The 15807-nt window shown below is 56.3% G+C and carries 13 protein-coding genes, 1 tRNA gene and 1 riboswitch; of the genes, 8 read left to right on the top strand and 6 right to left on the bottom strand.

Going from position 1 to position 15807, the window contains the following annotated elements:
* Positions 1 to 119: 119 nt before the first annotated feature.
* Both DW088_RS09960 and DW088_RS09955 read right to left on the bottom strand, forming a co-directional pair.
* Positions 120 to 770 carry a peptidylprolyl isomerase gene (locus tag DW088_RS09960; RefSeq protein ID WP_118360591.1) on the bottom strand — a complete coding sequence of 217 codons (651 nt, stop codon included), beginning with the start codon at positions 768 to 770 and terminating at the stop codon, positions 120 to 122.
* Positions 771 to 1391: 621 nt separating this feature from the next.
* Entirely contained in the window at positions 1392 to 2756 is a 1365-nt protein-coding gene (locus DW088_RS09955; RefSeq protein ID WP_118360648.1) for an alanine/glycine:cation symporter family protein, read from the bottom strand.
* A 180-nt stretch (positions 2757 to 2936) separates the two neighbouring features.
* A riboswitch (glycine riboswitch) is annotated at positions 2937 to 3040 on the bottom strand.
* Positions 3041 to 3332: 292 nt separating this feature from the next.
* On the opposite strand from DW088_RS09955, the gene DW088_RS09950 reads away from it, so the two are divergent.
* From DW088_RS09950 to rsmI, 4 genes are all read left to right on the top strand, one after another.
* Positions 3333 to 5081, top strand: a complete 1749-nt coding sequence (locus DW088_RS09950) for an FtsW/RodA/SpoVE family cell cycle protein (protein ID WP_118360590.1) — start codon at positions 3333 to 3335, stop codon at positions 5079 to 5081.
* A gap of 2 nt (positions 5082 to 5083) precedes the next feature.
* Positions 5084 to 6457 carry a penicillin-binding transpeptidase domain-containing protein gene (locus tag DW088_RS09945; protein WP_118360589.1) on the top strand — a complete coding sequence of 458 codons (1374 nt, stop codon included), beginning with the start codon at positions 5084 to 5086 and terminating at the stop codon, positions 6455 to 6457.
* Between the two features lie 13 nt (positions 6458 to 6470).
* Complete coding sequence (locus tag DW088_RS09940) at positions 6471 to 7169, top strand: tRNA1(Val) (adenine(37)-N6)-methyltransferase (protein ID WP_118360588.1); 699 nt, start codon at positions 6471 to 6473, stop codon at positions 7167 to 7169.
* A 146-nt stretch (positions 7170 to 7315) separates the two neighbouring features.
* Complete coding sequence (gene rsmI / locus DW088_RS09935; protein WP_116705314.1) at positions 7316 to 8164, top strand: 16S rRNA (cytidine(1402)-2'-O)-methyltransferase; 849 nt, start codon at positions 7316 to 7318, stop codon at positions 8162 to 8164.
* 44 nt (positions 8165 to 8208) lie between these two features.
* Here the strand turns inward: rsmI and DW088_RS09930 are convergent, their stop codons facing one another.
* From DW088_RS09930 to DW088_RS09920, 3 genes are all read right to left on the bottom strand, one after another.
* Positions 8209 to 8559 (bottom strand): DUF134 domain-containing protein, encoded by a 351-nt coding sequence (locus tag DW088_RS09930; RefSeq protein ID WP_118360586.1) that lies wholly within the window; start codon positions 8557 to 8559, stop codon positions 8209 to 8211.
* A gap of 3 nt (positions 8560 to 8562) precedes the next feature.
* Positions 8563 to 8955, bottom strand: coding sequence for a NifB/NifX family molybdenum-iron cluster-binding protein (locus DW088_RS09925; RefSeq protein WP_118360585.1), 393 nt, complete (start codon positions 8953 to 8955; stop codon positions 8563 to 8565).
* Between the two features lie 170 nt (positions 8956 to 9125).
* Positions 9126 to 9201: transfer RNA gene (locus tag DW088_RS09920), tRNA-Thr, on the bottom strand.
* A 186-nt stretch (positions 9202 to 9387) separates the two neighbouring features.
* Between DW088_RS09920 and rpsF the strand changes: the two genes are divergently transcribed.
* The 3 genes from rpsF to rpsR are packed head-to-tail and all read left to right on the top strand — an operon-like array spanning position 9388 to position 10484.
* On the top strand, positions 9388 to 9684 hold the full coding sequence (gene rpsF / locus DW088_RS09915; RefSeq protein WP_110435639.1) for a 30S ribosomal protein S6: 297 nt from the start codon (positions 9388 to 9390) through the stop codon (positions 9682 to 9684).
* A 14-nt stretch (positions 9685 to 9698) separates the two neighbouring features.
* Positions 9699 to 10190: a single-stranded DNA-binding protein gene (locus DW088_RS09910; protein ID WP_110435640.1), complete on the top strand. Its 492-nt coding sequence runs from the start codon at positions 9699 to 9701 to the stop codon at positions 10188 to 10190.
* A 21-nt stretch (positions 10191 to 10211) separates the two neighbouring features.
* Positions 10212 to 10484: a 30S ribosomal protein S18 gene (gene rpsR / locus DW088_RS09905; protein WP_110435641.1), complete on the top strand. Its 273-nt coding sequence runs from the start codon at positions 10212 to 10214 to the stop codon at positions 10482 to 10484.
* Positions 10485 to 10618: 134 nt separating this feature from the next.
* On the opposite strand, the gene DW088_RS09900 is transcribed toward rpsR, so the two are convergent.
* Positions 10619 to 11953 (bottom strand): zinc ribbon domain-containing protein, encoded by a 1335-nt coding sequence (locus DW088_RS09900; RefSeq protein WP_118360584.1) that lies wholly within the window; start codon positions 11951 to 11953, stop codon positions 10619 to 10621.
* Between the two features lie 867 nt (positions 11954 to 12820).
* Here DW088_RS09900 and DW088_RS09895 point away from each other — a divergent pair.
* Entirely contained in the window at positions 12821 to 15625 is a 2805-nt protein-coding gene (locus DW088_RS09895; RefSeq protein WP_199720429.1) for a L,D-transpeptidase family protein, read from the top strand.
* Positions 15626 to 15807 lie beyond the last annotated feature (182 nt).

The following is a 15807-nucleotide window of genomic DNA, read 5'->3' as shown; positions in this document are numbered from 1 at the left end:
CACCCCCTCTGTCAGACAGTATGATATACGGTCTGACAGAGGGGGTGCTTTATTATGTTAAGAGGAAAACCGAAACTTACTCTCCAATCTTCACCCTCAACTCTTTACGCTTTGCACAGTCAGTCGATAATCTTAATGCTCTCAATAACCGGCTGATTTTCCGTCTTAACCGTGCCGTTATCGTCCTCGACCGGCGTATTATCGCAGATTTCATCCACAACATCCATGCCCTTGGTCACATAGCCGAAGCAGGCGTACTGGCCGTCGAGATAGGTGCTGTCCTGCTGAACGATGAAGAACTGCGAGGATGCGCTGTCCGGATTGCTTGAGCGTGCCATCGAAACCGCACCGCGCGTGTGCGACAGCTTGTTCTCCACACCGTTATCCGAAAACTCGCCCTTGATGGTGTTCTCCGAGCCGCCGGTGCCGTTGCCCAGCGGGTCGCCGCCCTGCATCATAAAGCCGGTAATAATGCGGTGAAAGGTCAGTCCGTCATAAAAGCCGTCGTTTGCAAGGTCCATAAAATTCTGAACTGAGATAGGCGCTGCATCGCCGTCCAGCTCGATGTCAATCGTGCCGTGGTCCTTGATGGTGATTTGTGCATGGTGCTGACCGATGGGCTGTGCGGTCTCCTCAGCAGTCGTCTGCTGCGAGTTATCGCTCGTGTCGGCGGCATCATCCGTCGAGGTCTGCGCGCCCGATTTGCCGCCGCAGGCGGTCAGAACCAGCATCGCCAACAGGCCAAAAAGCAAAAATGTACGTTTTTTCATGTGAAATTCTCCTTTTTAGGCAATACCGCATCATTGAACAAGAGCAATTTGCGAGTAAATTTCGCGTTCTGATTAGGCGCGGGTTTGCAGCAATACTTTGTGTATTGCAAAAATCCGCAACGACATCAGAGCGTAAAATTTCCGCAAAGCGCCGCAGCTTTAATTGTGCGATGCTGCCTTATATCCTGAACGGGTGGAATATGAAAATGTTCCCGCGGTACTCCCCTATTATACGGTACTGAGAACGCGAAAACCAGTGTTTTTTCGGTGTCTGCAAAAAAATGCACCGCAAAACTGCGGTGCATTTTGAGGCCGTCGAAAAACTAACGTTTTCCGAGCAGCCTCTCGATCGAAACCACGCTTTCGATCGAATTTCGAAGAAAAATCGCGCCTTGCAGGCACATTTTTTCTTCCCTTGTATAAATTCCGAGATACATGCTCTCGGAATTTATGAATTTGCTCCGCAAATTCTATTTTATGCGTGCTGCCGCACGAAGTACAAGAGTCGGAATGCTGTTTTTTGACAGACTGAAAAATGCACCGCAAAACTGCGGTGCATTTTCTATCAAACGATACAGTACGGAACCGATTTCTGCACAAACCGTGTCGTTCCGCGACAGCTTACTTCATAATGTCCTTGTCGTGGGCTGCTTTGGCAACCAGACCGGACAGCGCCAGCAGCGCGATCAGGTTCGGGAATACCATCAGGCCGTTGAACAGGTCAGACAGGTTCCATACCAGATCAACATGCAGTGCGGAGCCAATCACGATGCAGATAACAACGATAGCGGCGTAAACCTTAACAGCCTTGTGGCCGAACAGTGCCTTTACGTTCTGCTCACCGAAGAAATACCAGCCGATGATGGTAGAGAACGCGAAGAACAGCATGCAGATGGCAACAAAAGCCATGCCTGCCGAGCCAAGCGAAGCCTTGAATGCCGCCTGTGCCAGCTCGGTACCCTGCAGACCGTCCGGTGCACCCGGATTGAGCATGCCCGAGGTCAGGATGACCATAGCGGTCAGCGTCAGTACGATAAAGGTGTCGATAAATACGGAAACGATAGCAATTTCGCCCTGATCCTGCGGACGCTTTACCTTTGCCAGAGCGTGCGCGTGCGGCGTGGAGCCCATGCCGGCCTCGTTCGAGAACAGACCGCGTGCAACGCCGTAGCGCATTGCCTGACGAACCGTGATGCCTGCAGCGCCGCCGAGGATAGCCTGCGGGTCAAATGCTGCAACAAAGATGGACTTGAATGCCGGAATGATTGCTGCATGGTTGATGCACAGGATAACAACACAGCCAGCCATGTAGAACAGCGCCATGATTGGAACGACCTTCTCGGTAACGGATGCGATACGGCCTACGCCGCCGAGGAAGATGAACGCTGCAATGATCGCGCAGATGATGCCGACAACGATCATCGGTGCGCCGAACGCGGTGTTGAACGCGACGCTGATCGAGTTTGCCTGTACCATGTTGCCGGTAAAGCCCAGTGCAAAAATAATTGCAATCGAGAAGAAGCCGGCGAGGAACTTGCCGAATTTACCGGTAAAGCGTGCGCGGATGTAGTAGATCGGACCGCCGGTAACGTGGCCCTTGTCGTCCGTGGTCTTGTACTTCTGCGCGAGAACCGCCTCGCCGTAGATGGTGGACATGCCGAAGAACGCACTCAGCCACATCCAGAAAATCGCACCCGGACCGCCGGAATACAGTGCGGTAGCCGCGCCTGCAATGTTGCCGGTGCCGACCTGCGCCGCGATCGCGGTGGTAAGCGCCTGGAACGGACTCATGCCGTCCTTGCCCGCCTTCTCACCGTTGAGCGAGAAATGGCCGAACAGATGCTTCCAGCCTGCGCCGAACTTACGCACCTGAACGAAGCGCGTGCGGATGGTAAACACGATGCCGGTTCCGACCAGAAGGTACAGCAGCAGGCCGTTCCACACGACGTTGCTGATTCGGCTTACCCAGTCTGCCAATACTTCCATTGTCATTTTACATACCCCTTCTTTGTTTTGCGGCAAACAAAAAAGCCGAACCCAATCAGCATCGGGTTACGGCTCCAAAGAAACGGAAAGACAGCAAACAGACGGTACACCCTGCACCGTGAGAAAACATTTGCTGTGGTTCCGCGGAACTTATTTTTATATCCTAACGTCTATAAAAACAGGTTCATCTCTGTCCTTTTGCCTGAGAGATTGGCACGCAAACCCCTTTGCGCGCGTTGCACCTTCGGCAGTCCCCTTGAGGAACGTTCTCCAGAGCCACATCCATTTACAGTCCTCATCCGGAAATCCGGACGCCTGAGAGTTTTGCTCCTTCGGCAAGCCATGGGCGGTTGCCCGTGCGGCTTTTTCCTGCAAACTTCGTTTGTCGCGTATGTAGTTTATGGATTCAGTGTAACACCGTGACAACATTCTGTCAATGTCAATCAAGATATTCGTGAAAGTTTGTGAAAAACAGCAAATTTCTTGACAACCTATGCTATAATAGATAGGCTATACTGGTAGTATTATTGGTAAATCCAAGTAATCAACAGCATCCCTCGAAAGGAGGAAATTTACATGAATGATGCTTTGCAGCAGCTTCTCGACAGGCTGACGGCTCTGCTGGCGGAAAAACCGCTCATCGGGGCGTGGTACACGACCGTTGTGCGCTTCGTGTTCCCGCTGCTGGCGCTGATGATCCTTGTCGGTGCGATCCGCTCGCTGTGGAAGGTCAAGCACCCGGATGAGGTCTGGGGCTATCTGGTGCTGCGCAACGGTGCCCGCCTGCCCATCACCCATTGGGAGAACATCATCGGACGCGCCCCCAGCTGCGATGTGCAGCTGGAATATCCATCGGTATCGCGTCAGCACGCCGCGCTCATCCGCGAGGATGACGGCAGCTGGACGATATACGACCTCGGTTCCAAGGGCGGCATCAAGGTAAACGACCTGCCGGTGGACGAGTATGCGCTTGTCGAGGACGGCGACACGGTCACCTTTGCGGGCATTCCCGCTATCATGGAGCCCATTACCGCTGAGGAAAAGCGTGCACAGATGGTCGAGCGCCGCATTGAGGGCAAGCCGGCCGGCATGTGGGGTTCGCTCGTACTGCTGACGCTGTTCCAGATCCTCACCGGTCTGCAGCTCATTATCGCACAGGGCGACAAGGCGACCACCACCATTCCGCTCACCTTTTTTGTCTTTACGGTAATCTGCTGGGCGTATTTCATCGTCATGCGCCTGTTCCGCCGCATCGGCTTTGAAATGGAGACGATAGCGTTCTTCCTATGTACGCTGTCACTCGCCGTCACCGGCTCGACCGTGCCGGACGAGCTGCCCAAGCAGCTGATTGCGATTTTGATGGGTCTTGCCATCTTTATCGTGCTCGGCTTCTTCCTGCGCGACCTGACCCGGGCGCAGAAGGTGCGCTGGTTTATGAGCGCAACGGCAGTCGGACTGCTGGCTATTACACTGCTGATCGGCTCGTCGCAGGGCGGCGCGAAGGCATGGCTGCGTCTCGGTCCTCTGTCTCTGCAGACCTCGGAAATTGCGAAAATCTGCTATATTTTCGCCGGTGCCGCAACGCTCGACCGCCTGTTCAACAAGCGCAACCTGTGGATGTTCATCGGTCTGACCGCCATCTGCGGCGGCTGTCTCGCGCTGCAGAACGACTTCGGCACCGCACTTGTGTTCTTCGTGACGTTCCTTGTCATCGCGTACCTGCGTTCGGGCGATTTTGCCACCATCGGCCTTGTGTGCGCCGGCTGCTTCGGCGCGGGCATGGTCATGCTGACCATCAAGCCGCACGTTGCCGCTCGCTTCGCTTCCTGGGGACATATCTGGGAGGACGTGTACGACAAGGGCTTCCAGCAGACACACACGCTGACCGCAGCCGCCTCCGGCGGCATGATCGGCGTCGGTGCGGGCAAGGGCTGGCTCTCGAATCTCCCTGCCGCGGATACCGACATCGTGTTCGGCATGCTGTGCGAGGAATGGGGACTTGTTATCGCGGTGCTGACCATCCTTTGCATCATTACGCTGGCCGTGTTCGCTGTCCGCGCCTGCCGCGCCGGACGCTCCAGCTTTTACACCATCGCCGCATGCGCGGCCACCAGTCTGCTGGTGTTCCAGACCTGTCTGAATGTATTCGGTGCGGTCGATATTCTGCCGTTCACCGGCGTTACGCTGCCGTTCGTATCCAACGGCGGTTCGTCCATGCTGTCGGCATGGGGCATGCTCGCCTTTTTGAAGGCGACCGACACCCGACAGAATGCATCGTTCGCGGTTCGTCTGCCCAGCCGCCGCGAGCTTAGAGGGGAGGAGTAACCATGCGGAAAATCGAAAAACGCAGTATTTTCTGTCTGATCCTTGCCGCACTGCTCGGTCTGGGTCTGGCGTTCTTCTGCTTCCGGTTTGTCGTGGACGGCGGCGACTGGGCCTCCTACCCGTACAACCGTCATCTCTATAACAACTCCGGCCAACTGAAAGGCGGCACCATCCTCGACCGGGACGGCGATATGCTGTCCACACTCGACGAGGACGGCAACCGCATCTACAACGATGACGCAGCCGTCCGGCGCGCCACACTGCACGCCGTCGGCGACAAAAACGGCAACATCGGTGCGGGTGCGCTCACCTCGTTCGCGGATAAGCTGTCCGGCTACAATCTGCTCACCGGCGTATATTCTCCGCTCGGCACCGGCAACAGCCTGTATCTGACGATTGATGCCTATTTGAACAATATCGCCTATCAGGCTTTGAACGGAATGAACGGAACGGTTGGCGTTTATAACTATAAAACCGGTGAAATTTTGTGCATGGTGTCCACACCGACATTCGATCCGGCCAATCCGCCGGACATTGCAGCGGATGATCCCGCGTGGGACGGCGTTTACGTTAACCGCTTGCTGTCCGCAAACTCGATTCCGGGCTCCATCTTCAAGGTTGTGACCATCAACGCCGCTATCGAGAACATCCCCGACCTGTTCCAGCGCAAGTGGACGTGCACCGGCTCGGTCAACATCGGTGGCGAAGAAGTCACCTGCCCGCACGCTCACGGCGAACAGGACATCGAGGAAGCGCTCGCCAACTCGTGCAACGGCGTGTTCGGTCAGCTGACTGTCGAACTCGGCGGCGAAACCATGCAGAAATACGCGGATGCGGCAGGACTGACCAAGTCCATCAAGGTGGACGGCATCCAGTCCTCGGTCGGCAAGTTTGATTTCTCGGGCAATGACAATCAGCTGGCATGGTCGGGTGTCGGTCAGGGTCAGGATACCCTGTGTCCGATCAACATGCTCCAGTATATGGGCGCGATCGCCAACGGCGGCAAGGCTGCCGTGCCGCGTCTGATCGAAAAATCCACCACAGATTACGGCCTGCCGACCGGCATTTACTATCCGCACAAGTCGGCGCAGCTGATTGACGAAAAGACCGCGGGTACCATCGCGGATATGATGCACAACAACGTCATCGAGACCTACGGTCAGGACCGTTTCCCGGGCATGGATATCTGTGCCAAGTCGGGTACCGCCGAGGTCGGCGCGGATAAGTCACCGAACGCATGGTTCACCGGCTTCCTGCGCGACGAGGCCACGCCGTATGCTTTCATCGTTCTCGTCGAGAACGGCGGCGGCGGCTCGTCGGTTGCCGGTACGGTGGCTTCGCAGGTGCTGCAGGCTGCGGTAGAAAAAGCCTACTAAGGAGAGAGAAATCATGGCGCAAAGCACCGAAATACTCCCTAACGGACTGCAATTATTACAGGACGACCGGTTTTTTAAGCTCGGACAGGACAGCGTGCTGCTCAGCGCGTTCGCCAAGCCGAGACGCAATGCCAAACTGCTCGACCTCGGCTGCGGCACAGGCACACTGGCGCTGCTCGTATGGCGGCCGGATCTCAAGATCACCGGACTGGAACTGCAGGACGGCCCGCTCGACCTGTTCCGGCAGTCCATCACAGTAAACGAGCTGGAAAACGTAACCGCTCTGCAGGGCGACCTCCGGCAGATGCGTACGCTGCTGCCGCACGGCAGTATGGATTACGTCATCTGCAACCCGCCGTATTTCGACCGCAACGCAGGCGCGAATGCGCCGACCGCCGAAAAGCGCACCGCAAGGCAGGACGCCACCTGTTCGGTCGAGGAACTGGCAGTTGCGGCCTCGTTCGTGCTGCATACCGGCGGCAAAGCCGCGTTCGTATTCCGGCCGGAACGGCTGTGGGTGCTGCTCGAAGCGCTCTCGCGCGTGCGGCTCGTGCCGAAAAGAATGCGGTTCGTGCACCAGAGCGTGCAGGCGGCGCCAAGCGTCGTCATGGTCGAGTGCCGAAAAGGCGGCAGTGCGGAAGGACTTGTTGTTGAGCCGCCGCTGATCGTTGAGAGTGATGAATATTTCCGTATTTACGGAATTGAGCATTGAAAATGGATAATCAGCGCTATCCTTGCGCGAGTTCCGTCCGTGCTGCGCGGAGACGCGCAATGCGCGATGATTTAATTCGGCACCATGTGCCGCACCTTCATTTTCCATTATCCATTCTCCATTTAAAAAATTCCGGAGGGATTGAATTGTCTACATTATACTTAGTCGCAACGCCGATCGGCAACCTGAGTGATTTATCGCCGCGGGCACGCGAGGTGCTCAGCACGGTGGATTTCATCGCGGCAGAGGACACCCGCGTGACGCAAAAGCTGCTTAACGCCTGCGAATTGCCCAAAAAGCCGATGATCTCGTACTACGAACACAACCGCCGCGCACGCGGTGAAGCAGTTTTGGAGAAACTGCTCGCCGGTGAGACCTGTGCGCTCGTAACCGATGCGGGCACACCTGCGGTTTCCGATCCGGGTGAGGATCTGGTCGCGCTGTGCGCCGAGCACGATGTGCCCGTTATCCCGATTCCGGGCTGCTGTGCGGCGGTCTGCGCGCTGGCGGCAAGCGGTCTCCCGACCGGACGCTGGTGCTTTGAAGGCTTCCTGTCGGTCAACAAAAAGGCCCGCAGAGAGCATTTGGACGCACTGCAGGGTGAAAAACGCACGATGATCTTCTACGAAGCACCGCACAAGCTGTGTGCAACGCTGCGCGACTTGCGCGACGCCTTCGGCGGCGACCGCCGGCTGTCACTCTCGCGCGAGCTGACCAAGCTGCATGAGCAGACGCTCCGCATGACGCTCGACGAGGCGGTTGCCTACTTTGACGCCAACGCGCCGCGCGGCGAGTTCGTGCTCATCCTCGAGGGTGCGCCGGACGAGCCGGAGACCGAGCAGGATGAGGCCGAGCGTCTTGCCTCTGCCGCTGAGGCAGTCCGCCGCCGCGTGGAACAGGGCCAGACCCAGAAGGACGCGGTCAAGGCGGTTTCCGCCGAAACCGGCGTAAAGAAAAACGCGCTGTACCGCTATGTGCTCGATCACGAAGAATAACGAAAAAACCGTTGCAAAAGCAACGGTTTTTTCGTTTTCTGCACTTATTTTTGATGTTTCGGGCAGCCGCTGCGGCAGCAATGTCCGCGTCCGGGACACTGCGCATGACGCTCGCACAGCGCAACATCGCCGCCCTCGATCACCAGCCGTTTGCCGTTTACAAGGCAATCCGCCAGCTTGCGGCGGGCGTTGTTGTAGATCAGCTGCACCGTTGTGCGGGCTACCCCCATCTGCGCGGCTGCCTGCTCCTGCTGCAGATTTTCCAGATCCAGCAGACGGATGGCTTCATATTCGTCCAGCGTCATTTGCACGCACTCTGTCGTACTTTCCTGCGGAGAAAACTCGCTGAACGGCGGCATACTGCAGATTCTGCGGCACTTTCTCGGTCTCGGCATGAATTATTCGTGACAGTGACCGCCGCAGCCGTGGCTGCCGCAGGAATGGCCTTCGCCGTGATCATGGTGCGTGCAGTGCACATTGGGATCAAACGCCAGCGTACCGTTCAGGAAAGCCTGCACCGCCTCATCGGCGTTGCCCTGCACACCGCCGATCAGACGGATATTGGCCTCCGCAAGCGCTGCCTGTGCGCCGCCGCCAATGCCTCCGCAGATCAGCGTATCCACACCAAGCTGTGCCAGCAGGCCGGCCAGCGCACCGTGACCGCTGCCGTTCGTATCCACCACCTGCGCATGCAGCAGCTTGCCGCCGGATACCTCGTACAGCTTAAACTGCTCCGTGTGGCCAAAATGCTGGAAAACCTCTCCGTTTTCATAGGTAACTGCGATCTTCATAACCATTTCCTCCGAATCATTTCTGGCATATGCCAATAACGTTACTTATAGTCTATCACGTTTTTGGCATATGTCAATAATAAGTTTTGGCATACCGCTATCCCATTATATAGAAAGCAGACGCCAATATCCGGATAAAGCAAAAACCCTTCCGAAAATCGGAAGGGTTTTGGAGCTTGTGGCCGGACTCGAACCGGCGACCTGCGCATTACGAATGCGCTGCTCTACCAACTGAGCCACACAAGCACTTATGCGTCCTGCGACGAATCTTTGCCTCGTTCACAGTGTTTTCAGTATATCATGCTTTTGAAAGTTCGTCAATATTTTTTTGAAATTTTTCTTGACATTCTCCGTGTATCCGTTATAATGGTATAGTATCCTTGCTCACATCAAAGGATGTGGGCCAAAAGTCCAAAAGGAGGTGCTAAGAATATGGCAAAGATTTCTGGCAAGTACGAGACTATCTTCATCGTTAACCCCAAGCTGGAAGAGGCAGCGGCTACCGCTGTTGTGGACAAGTTCAAGTCTCTCGTTGAGGCGAACGGCACGAACGTAGAGGTCGAGGACTGGGGCAAGCGCCGTCTGGCGTACCCGATCGAGGATCAGACGGAGGGCGTTTACACGCTGGTTCGTTTTGAGTCCAAGCCCGATTTCCCGGCTGAGCTGGACCGTATCTACAAGATCACGGACGGCATCATGCGTTCCATCATCGTCTGCCTGGACGACTAAGGCGGTGAACACCAATGCTCAATAAGGCGATTCTGATGGGTCGTTTGACCCGCGATCCCGAATTGCGCCATACCCAGTCCAACATGGCTGTGTGCTCGTTCTCGCTTGCGATCGATCGTGGTCGCAAGGATCAGAACGGCGAACGCCAGACCGACTTCATCGACTGTGTCGCATGGGGCCGTCAGGCAGAGTTCGTTGCACAGTGGTTCACGAAGGGTTCTATGGCAATCGTAGTCGGCCGTATCCAGTCCCGCCGCTGGCAGGACCAGAACGGCAACAACCGCACTGCAATCGAAGTAAATTGCGACGAGGTTTCCTTCGGTGAAACGAAGAAATCCCGCGATGCCTACAATGCAGGCAATCAGGGCGGTTTTGGCGGCTATGACAACGGATCGCAGATGCGGCCCGAGCCTGCCGCGTCCCAGGTTGCTCCGGCTTTCGATCTCCCCGCAGGAGATTCGGATTTTCAGGAGCTTGCTGATGACGACGGCGATGTCCCATTCTAAACTGAAGGAGGTTACGTGATCATGGAAGAAACCAAGAAGGAATTTACTCCCCGTCCGGAGCGTGCAGAGCGCCCGCAGCGCGGCCGTCGCCGTCGCAAGGTATGCGCATTCTGCGTAGATAAGGTTGCACACGTTGACTATAAAGATGCCGGCAAGCTGAAGAAGTACATGTCCGAGCGCGGCAAGATCCTGCCCCGCCGCATGACCGGTACCTGCGCTGCTCATCAGCGTCAGCTGACCGAGGCTATCAAGCGTGCACGTCACATTGCTCTTCTGCCGTACACCGCAGAGTAAGCAATTCGTTTTTTATAATTAAGGATACGCAAAGCGTCGTTTTCGCAAGAAAGCGGCGCTTTTTTGCACCCTTGTTTCTCGTTTGCGGCAAACAAAAAGGACGCCTGATGCGTCCTTTTTCGTTATTCCTGTGTTCAGTTCATCAGATCGAGCAGCTTATAGCAGTGTGTTTTGGTGTAGCTCTGCTTAAAGCTGTAGGATGCAAGCTGCTTTGCGGTGTCATCCTCGGTCTCCTTTGCGGCATTTTCCGCACCGGAATCCCGCTCCTGCACCCACTGCTTGTAGCTTGCCTCCTCGGAAGCGTACTGATCGGCGTTGAGCACAGTCGCAAGGTAGTCGTACATCTCACTCAGCAGGTTATCCCATTGCTCGAACGAGCTTGCGGTCATGGCCAGCTCATCCTCCTGATTCTCTGCCGACGAAATTTTCAGATCGTCACTTTCCAGCTCATCCATCTTTTTGCTGAACGCATCGCGCTGCTCGGCCTTTTTCTGGCTGCTCTCTTCCTGCTGCTTTTCCTGCTGCTGTGCATCGGAAAGCTGCTTCTGCAGCTCCTTGACCTGCTTTTTCTGGTCATCGGTCAGCGAATCATCATTTGCCAGGGAATCCAGCTTGCCGCTGGCGGCATCGTACTTTTTATCGTCCAGATAGCTCTGTGCCTCGTCCAGATCGGAGTTGAACTGATCGTCCGACTGGGCAGACTGCGCCTTATCGAGCAAATCCTCGATGGCCTTGTACATCGCGGAATCCGGGTCGGTAACACGGTTCTGCAGCTGCTTGAGCGCCGCAATGGCCTCGGTGTACTGACCGTTATTGACGTAATCCTCGGCAGACTGATAGTCCTTGATCAGCTGAATGGTCGCATCCAGAGCCGCCGGATCCTTGGCTTCCGCCTGCGCCTTCTGGTAATACTCGAGCGCCTTGTCGAAGTTGCCGCGGTCCATATACTTTTCGGCCATGACGAGGTTTTCGTCGGTCTTGTGTGAATTTGTAAAATACCACACACCGCCGCCAATCAAAGCCGCCACGATGATGACCACCAGCGCAATGATCAGGCCGCGTTTTCCCTTGGACGGCTTTTTGTAAACGCGGTCCTTCGGATCGGCCTCACCGTTGTAGTAGGTCGTGCGGCGCTCGGGCGTGCCCGCAGTACGGCGGACCGGCGGCGTGTCGATCGGACGCATGGCAGCCTGCGTGGGAATGTTCGGATTCGGAATATTGGGATTGGTGTCTGCCAGCGGATCGGCAGCCGTGTCGTCCACCGGAAGCTGCTGCTTTTCGTCCCGCATAGCCGCGTCAAACGCGCTGGTGTCAATCGGACCGGTCTCAACAGAGTCCTTCATATCATCCGGCAGGGTGGTAAATACAGCTGTTTCGTCGTTGACACCGGTCTGCTCGACAGCTGCGCCGCAGAAGGGGCAGAATTTTCCGGCGATCGGCAGCTCCTTGCCGCAGTTTTTGCAAAGCATGGGTGATTTCCTCCTTTGAAAAAGGGTCATTTTTGTGATTATTTTATAGTATAACATGCTATATTCAGATTGTAAAGCGTGGATGGCTGTTCCCAGTATTGGGATTCGCCGCCTGCGGACGGCGGGAACGTCGCCGCGCCCCGCGGCGGGGCAAGAGGGTAGACACCAATGGTTTCTACCCTCTTAACTCCCACTTCCTTTTGTTTCTTAGTCTGGCGCAGACCAGAGACCGGCGACCGCTGCAAAATGGGGAACGGCAGTCGGGTTACCGCAGCGTGTCTTTCTCCGCCTTTTCGCATTTCACAGACAGCTTACTGCTACACATATGGTTAAATCTACGCAGGGTGCGGCATGACAGTGCCGCACAAGTCTTTAACGCGTTATATTGTAAGATGGGGTGACCTCACCCCGCCGTTTTTTACGATTTGCTGCCATTTACATACGGCGGGATGGGGTCATCCCGCCCTACAAGATAGATTTTGCAACGGATGAAATCCGCAGGTGCCATGCACAACAACGTGCAAACGAGTTGCGCAACACTGTTATGTTGCGCCTGCGGAAATTGAACCGCCTGTGTAGCAGTACGAATACAGCTTGAGCGATGAAGGTGGAGAAATGGGCGGACACATTGGTCCGCCCCTACGGAAGATGAGCAGTACAGCCGTTCCCCCTGGCGAGTCTCAGTTCTCCGATTTTCGCCGTGCCCTCTCGGCGTGGGTACGCCGTCCCCAGCGGGCAGCGAAATGTTTCGGAACTGAAACCTTACTCGTCTTGACAAGCTATGGTCAGGAACGTAAAATATAGGTAATGATAATAAGGTAAGGCAGAATGTCCGCATTCTGCAACTGTCAAAAAGGGGATAGTATTTTGAAGTTGACAAAACGCATTTTCAGCGGTCTGCTGGCCGCCATGATGCTGTTCACCACTGCTTTTGCCGTAAATGATTCGGCGACAACCACGGCTGCAAACGCGCTGATGTTTGCACTCAAGCCGATCACCGGCAGCGCGTACGACAGCACTGCTCTCCAGACCGATCTGGCAGCAGCGCAGAAGACCATCTCGCAGCGCATGCAGCTTGAGGGTCTGACCGGCGCGTCTGCCGCCGTTTCCGGCGATGTGATCACCGTTTCCATTCCGAAAACAGCTACCGGCAGCACTGCCGCTTACTGGGCCGCTCGTCTGGGCGACCGCCGTCTGTGCAGTGTAACCGACTTTCTGAACGAGGAGTGGCAGTTTGACCGTGCAGATTTTGCCTCTGCCAAGGCGACCACCGAAAACGGCAAAGAAGCCGTTGAGATCGCCCTGACCGACTCCGGCAAGACCAAGCTGACCGAGGCCCACAACAAGGTAAAGGCATACCTTGCGGACAGCAAGAACAACGCTGACAAGGCGCAGTGGCTCATCTTCCACTGGGGCACCACCACCTTCCGCATGCTGGTGGACGACAGCTTCTCCGACAGCAAGCTGGTGATCGGCGGCGATTCCGATCCGCTGCGTGCCGGTGCGTCCAAGTACATGCCGCAGTATCTGATGCTCGATCCGCTCCCGTTTGCACTGGAGCAGACCGCCGTTCCGACGACCACCGAGCCGACGACTCCGACCACTCCCACCGAACCCACGACTCCGACTGAACCGACCACACCTTCCGAGCCGACAACCACGGATTTCCCGGACATCGACGGCCACTGGGCTGCCGCTTCGCTGCGCAAGGGTGTTGAGCTGGGTCTTCTGAAGGGCATCAATGGCAAAATTATGCCGAATAACTCGGTCAAGCGTTCCGAAGCTATCGTTATCCTCAACCGCGCACTTGGCGCAGCGCAGGCCGACAGTGTATCCGGTCTGGCTGCCAGCCAGCAGTCCGCATGGTACAGCGAGGATCTGGGCAAGGCCATCCACCTCGGCCTGATTACCGCAAACGACAACCGCAGCTTTGACACTGCAGCTACCCGTGCTGAGGCTTTCGTGCTGATGGCTCGTGCGTTCGCATACGACCGCGCAGAGACCGCTGCCGATGAGCTGAGCAGCTTCACCGATACCTCCTCCATGACTACCGAGCAGAAGCAGGCTGCTGCCGCTCTGATCAGCCAGGGCGTTGTAAACGGTACCTCTGCTGCCAAGCTGTCTCCGTCGAACAAGCTGACCCGTGCACAGTTCGTCACCATGATTGTGCGCATTGCCGCTGCCACCAACGCAGACAGCGCACCGACCGAGCTGGCCGGCGGCACCGTACTCACCAATCCGAGCATCACCCTGACCGGCGCTGTCGCAGACGGCGACTGGATCTTTGCCGCTCCCACGAATGAAATTTCGCTCGATTCCGTCAGCAGCTCGCACCGCATCGTCCTCAAGGGCGAGGAGCGCGCTGTACTGAACGGCACCAAGCAGACCAGCATTTCCACGCTTGCTGTTGACCCGGCAGGCACGGCGGATGTTAAGATGGACAACACTTCGTCCGTAAACACGCTCGTTATCGCGGGCAAGGGCGGCTCCGTTGGCTACAGCGGCGCAGTCTCCAACATCGAGATCACCGCTTCCGGCCGCACCATCGTGCTCGAAGGCATGACCTCGGATGCCATCACCATCACCGGCAGCAACAACACCATCCTGCTCAAGGGCGACGCGGATACCGTCTCCGTACTGCGCGGCTCCGGCAACCGCATCACGCTGTCCGGCACGGTCGGCACGATGGTTCTGGCCGGCAAGAACACCACGGTTGACGGCACCGGCAAGATCGGCACCGTTGACACCCGCATGGTCGGCTGCACCGTAACCGCTAATGCGGATCACACCATTGACAATATCGATCCCGGTCTGGATGGCGTTCAGATCACGATGACCGTTCCGGATAAGGTTAAGGCCGGCGGCTCGCTGACTGCCAAGGTCAGCTTCTCCGGCGTAAAGGAAGGCGTTACCTGCACTGCAATCTGGTATCAGGACGGCTCCGCGATCAAGGGCTGCACGAACAACAGCTTCGAGCTGACCAACGGCAAGACCTCCAGCCACACCAGCACCTTCACCTTCACCAAGAATATGAAGACCAGCACGGCGATTGGCTTTAAGCTGCTCTATGACAACCCGTCCACCGGCGAAACTGAGCAGGTTTACGCCCAGAAGACCGTTCCGATCGAGAATTACTCTGCCGAGTGGTATGCACAGCGCGATGCTGCCGCTATCCTCAAGCAGGTATCCTCGGTTTACCGCGGCAACTACACCACGTCCTACGCCGCTAACAACGACTACTCCACCACCACCAAGGAGGTCTGGATCAACGCCAAGGGCTACTCCAGCAACACCAATTATCTGGTCTGGATCAACCGCGCATACCAGCATGTAAACGTATTCACCGGCTCCAAGGGCAACTGGAAGCTGACCAAGAGCTTTATCGTCGGCACCGGTGCTGCCTCCACCCCGACTCCGGTCGGCGTGACCACCGTCAGCTACAAGCTGAAGGCAGGCTGGACCACCGGTACTTACACGGTTCGTCCGGTTGTAGGCTTCTACCCGGGCACCGGCTACGCGTTCCACTCCCGCCTGTGCTATCCCGGCACCGACACCGAATATGACTTCAGCAGCGGCTATCCGGTTTCGCACGGCTGTGTACGCATGAAGCACAACGACATCAACTGGATTTACAACAACGTACCGATCGGCTCGACTGTCGTAATCTACTAAACCGCAGCTGCAAACACCGATATTCTCCGTTTTTCCGGAGAGTATCGGTGTTTTTTTTGCTGCAAAACAGTGTGTACATCATCAACATCCTGTCTTGCACCGCAACGATAAATTCTCACCACGATAATGCAATTCGTCATTTTATACGCATTTTTCGCAAATGCAATTGGTTATCGTTGTGA

Source organism: Butyricicoccus sp. AM05-1, assembly GCF_003474415.1.
Lineage (GTDB): Bacteria > Bacillota > Clostridia > Oscillospirales > Butyricicoccaceae > Agathobaculum > Agathobaculum butyriciproducens.
This window is presented reverse-complemented; position numbering and strand designations above follow the sequence as displayed.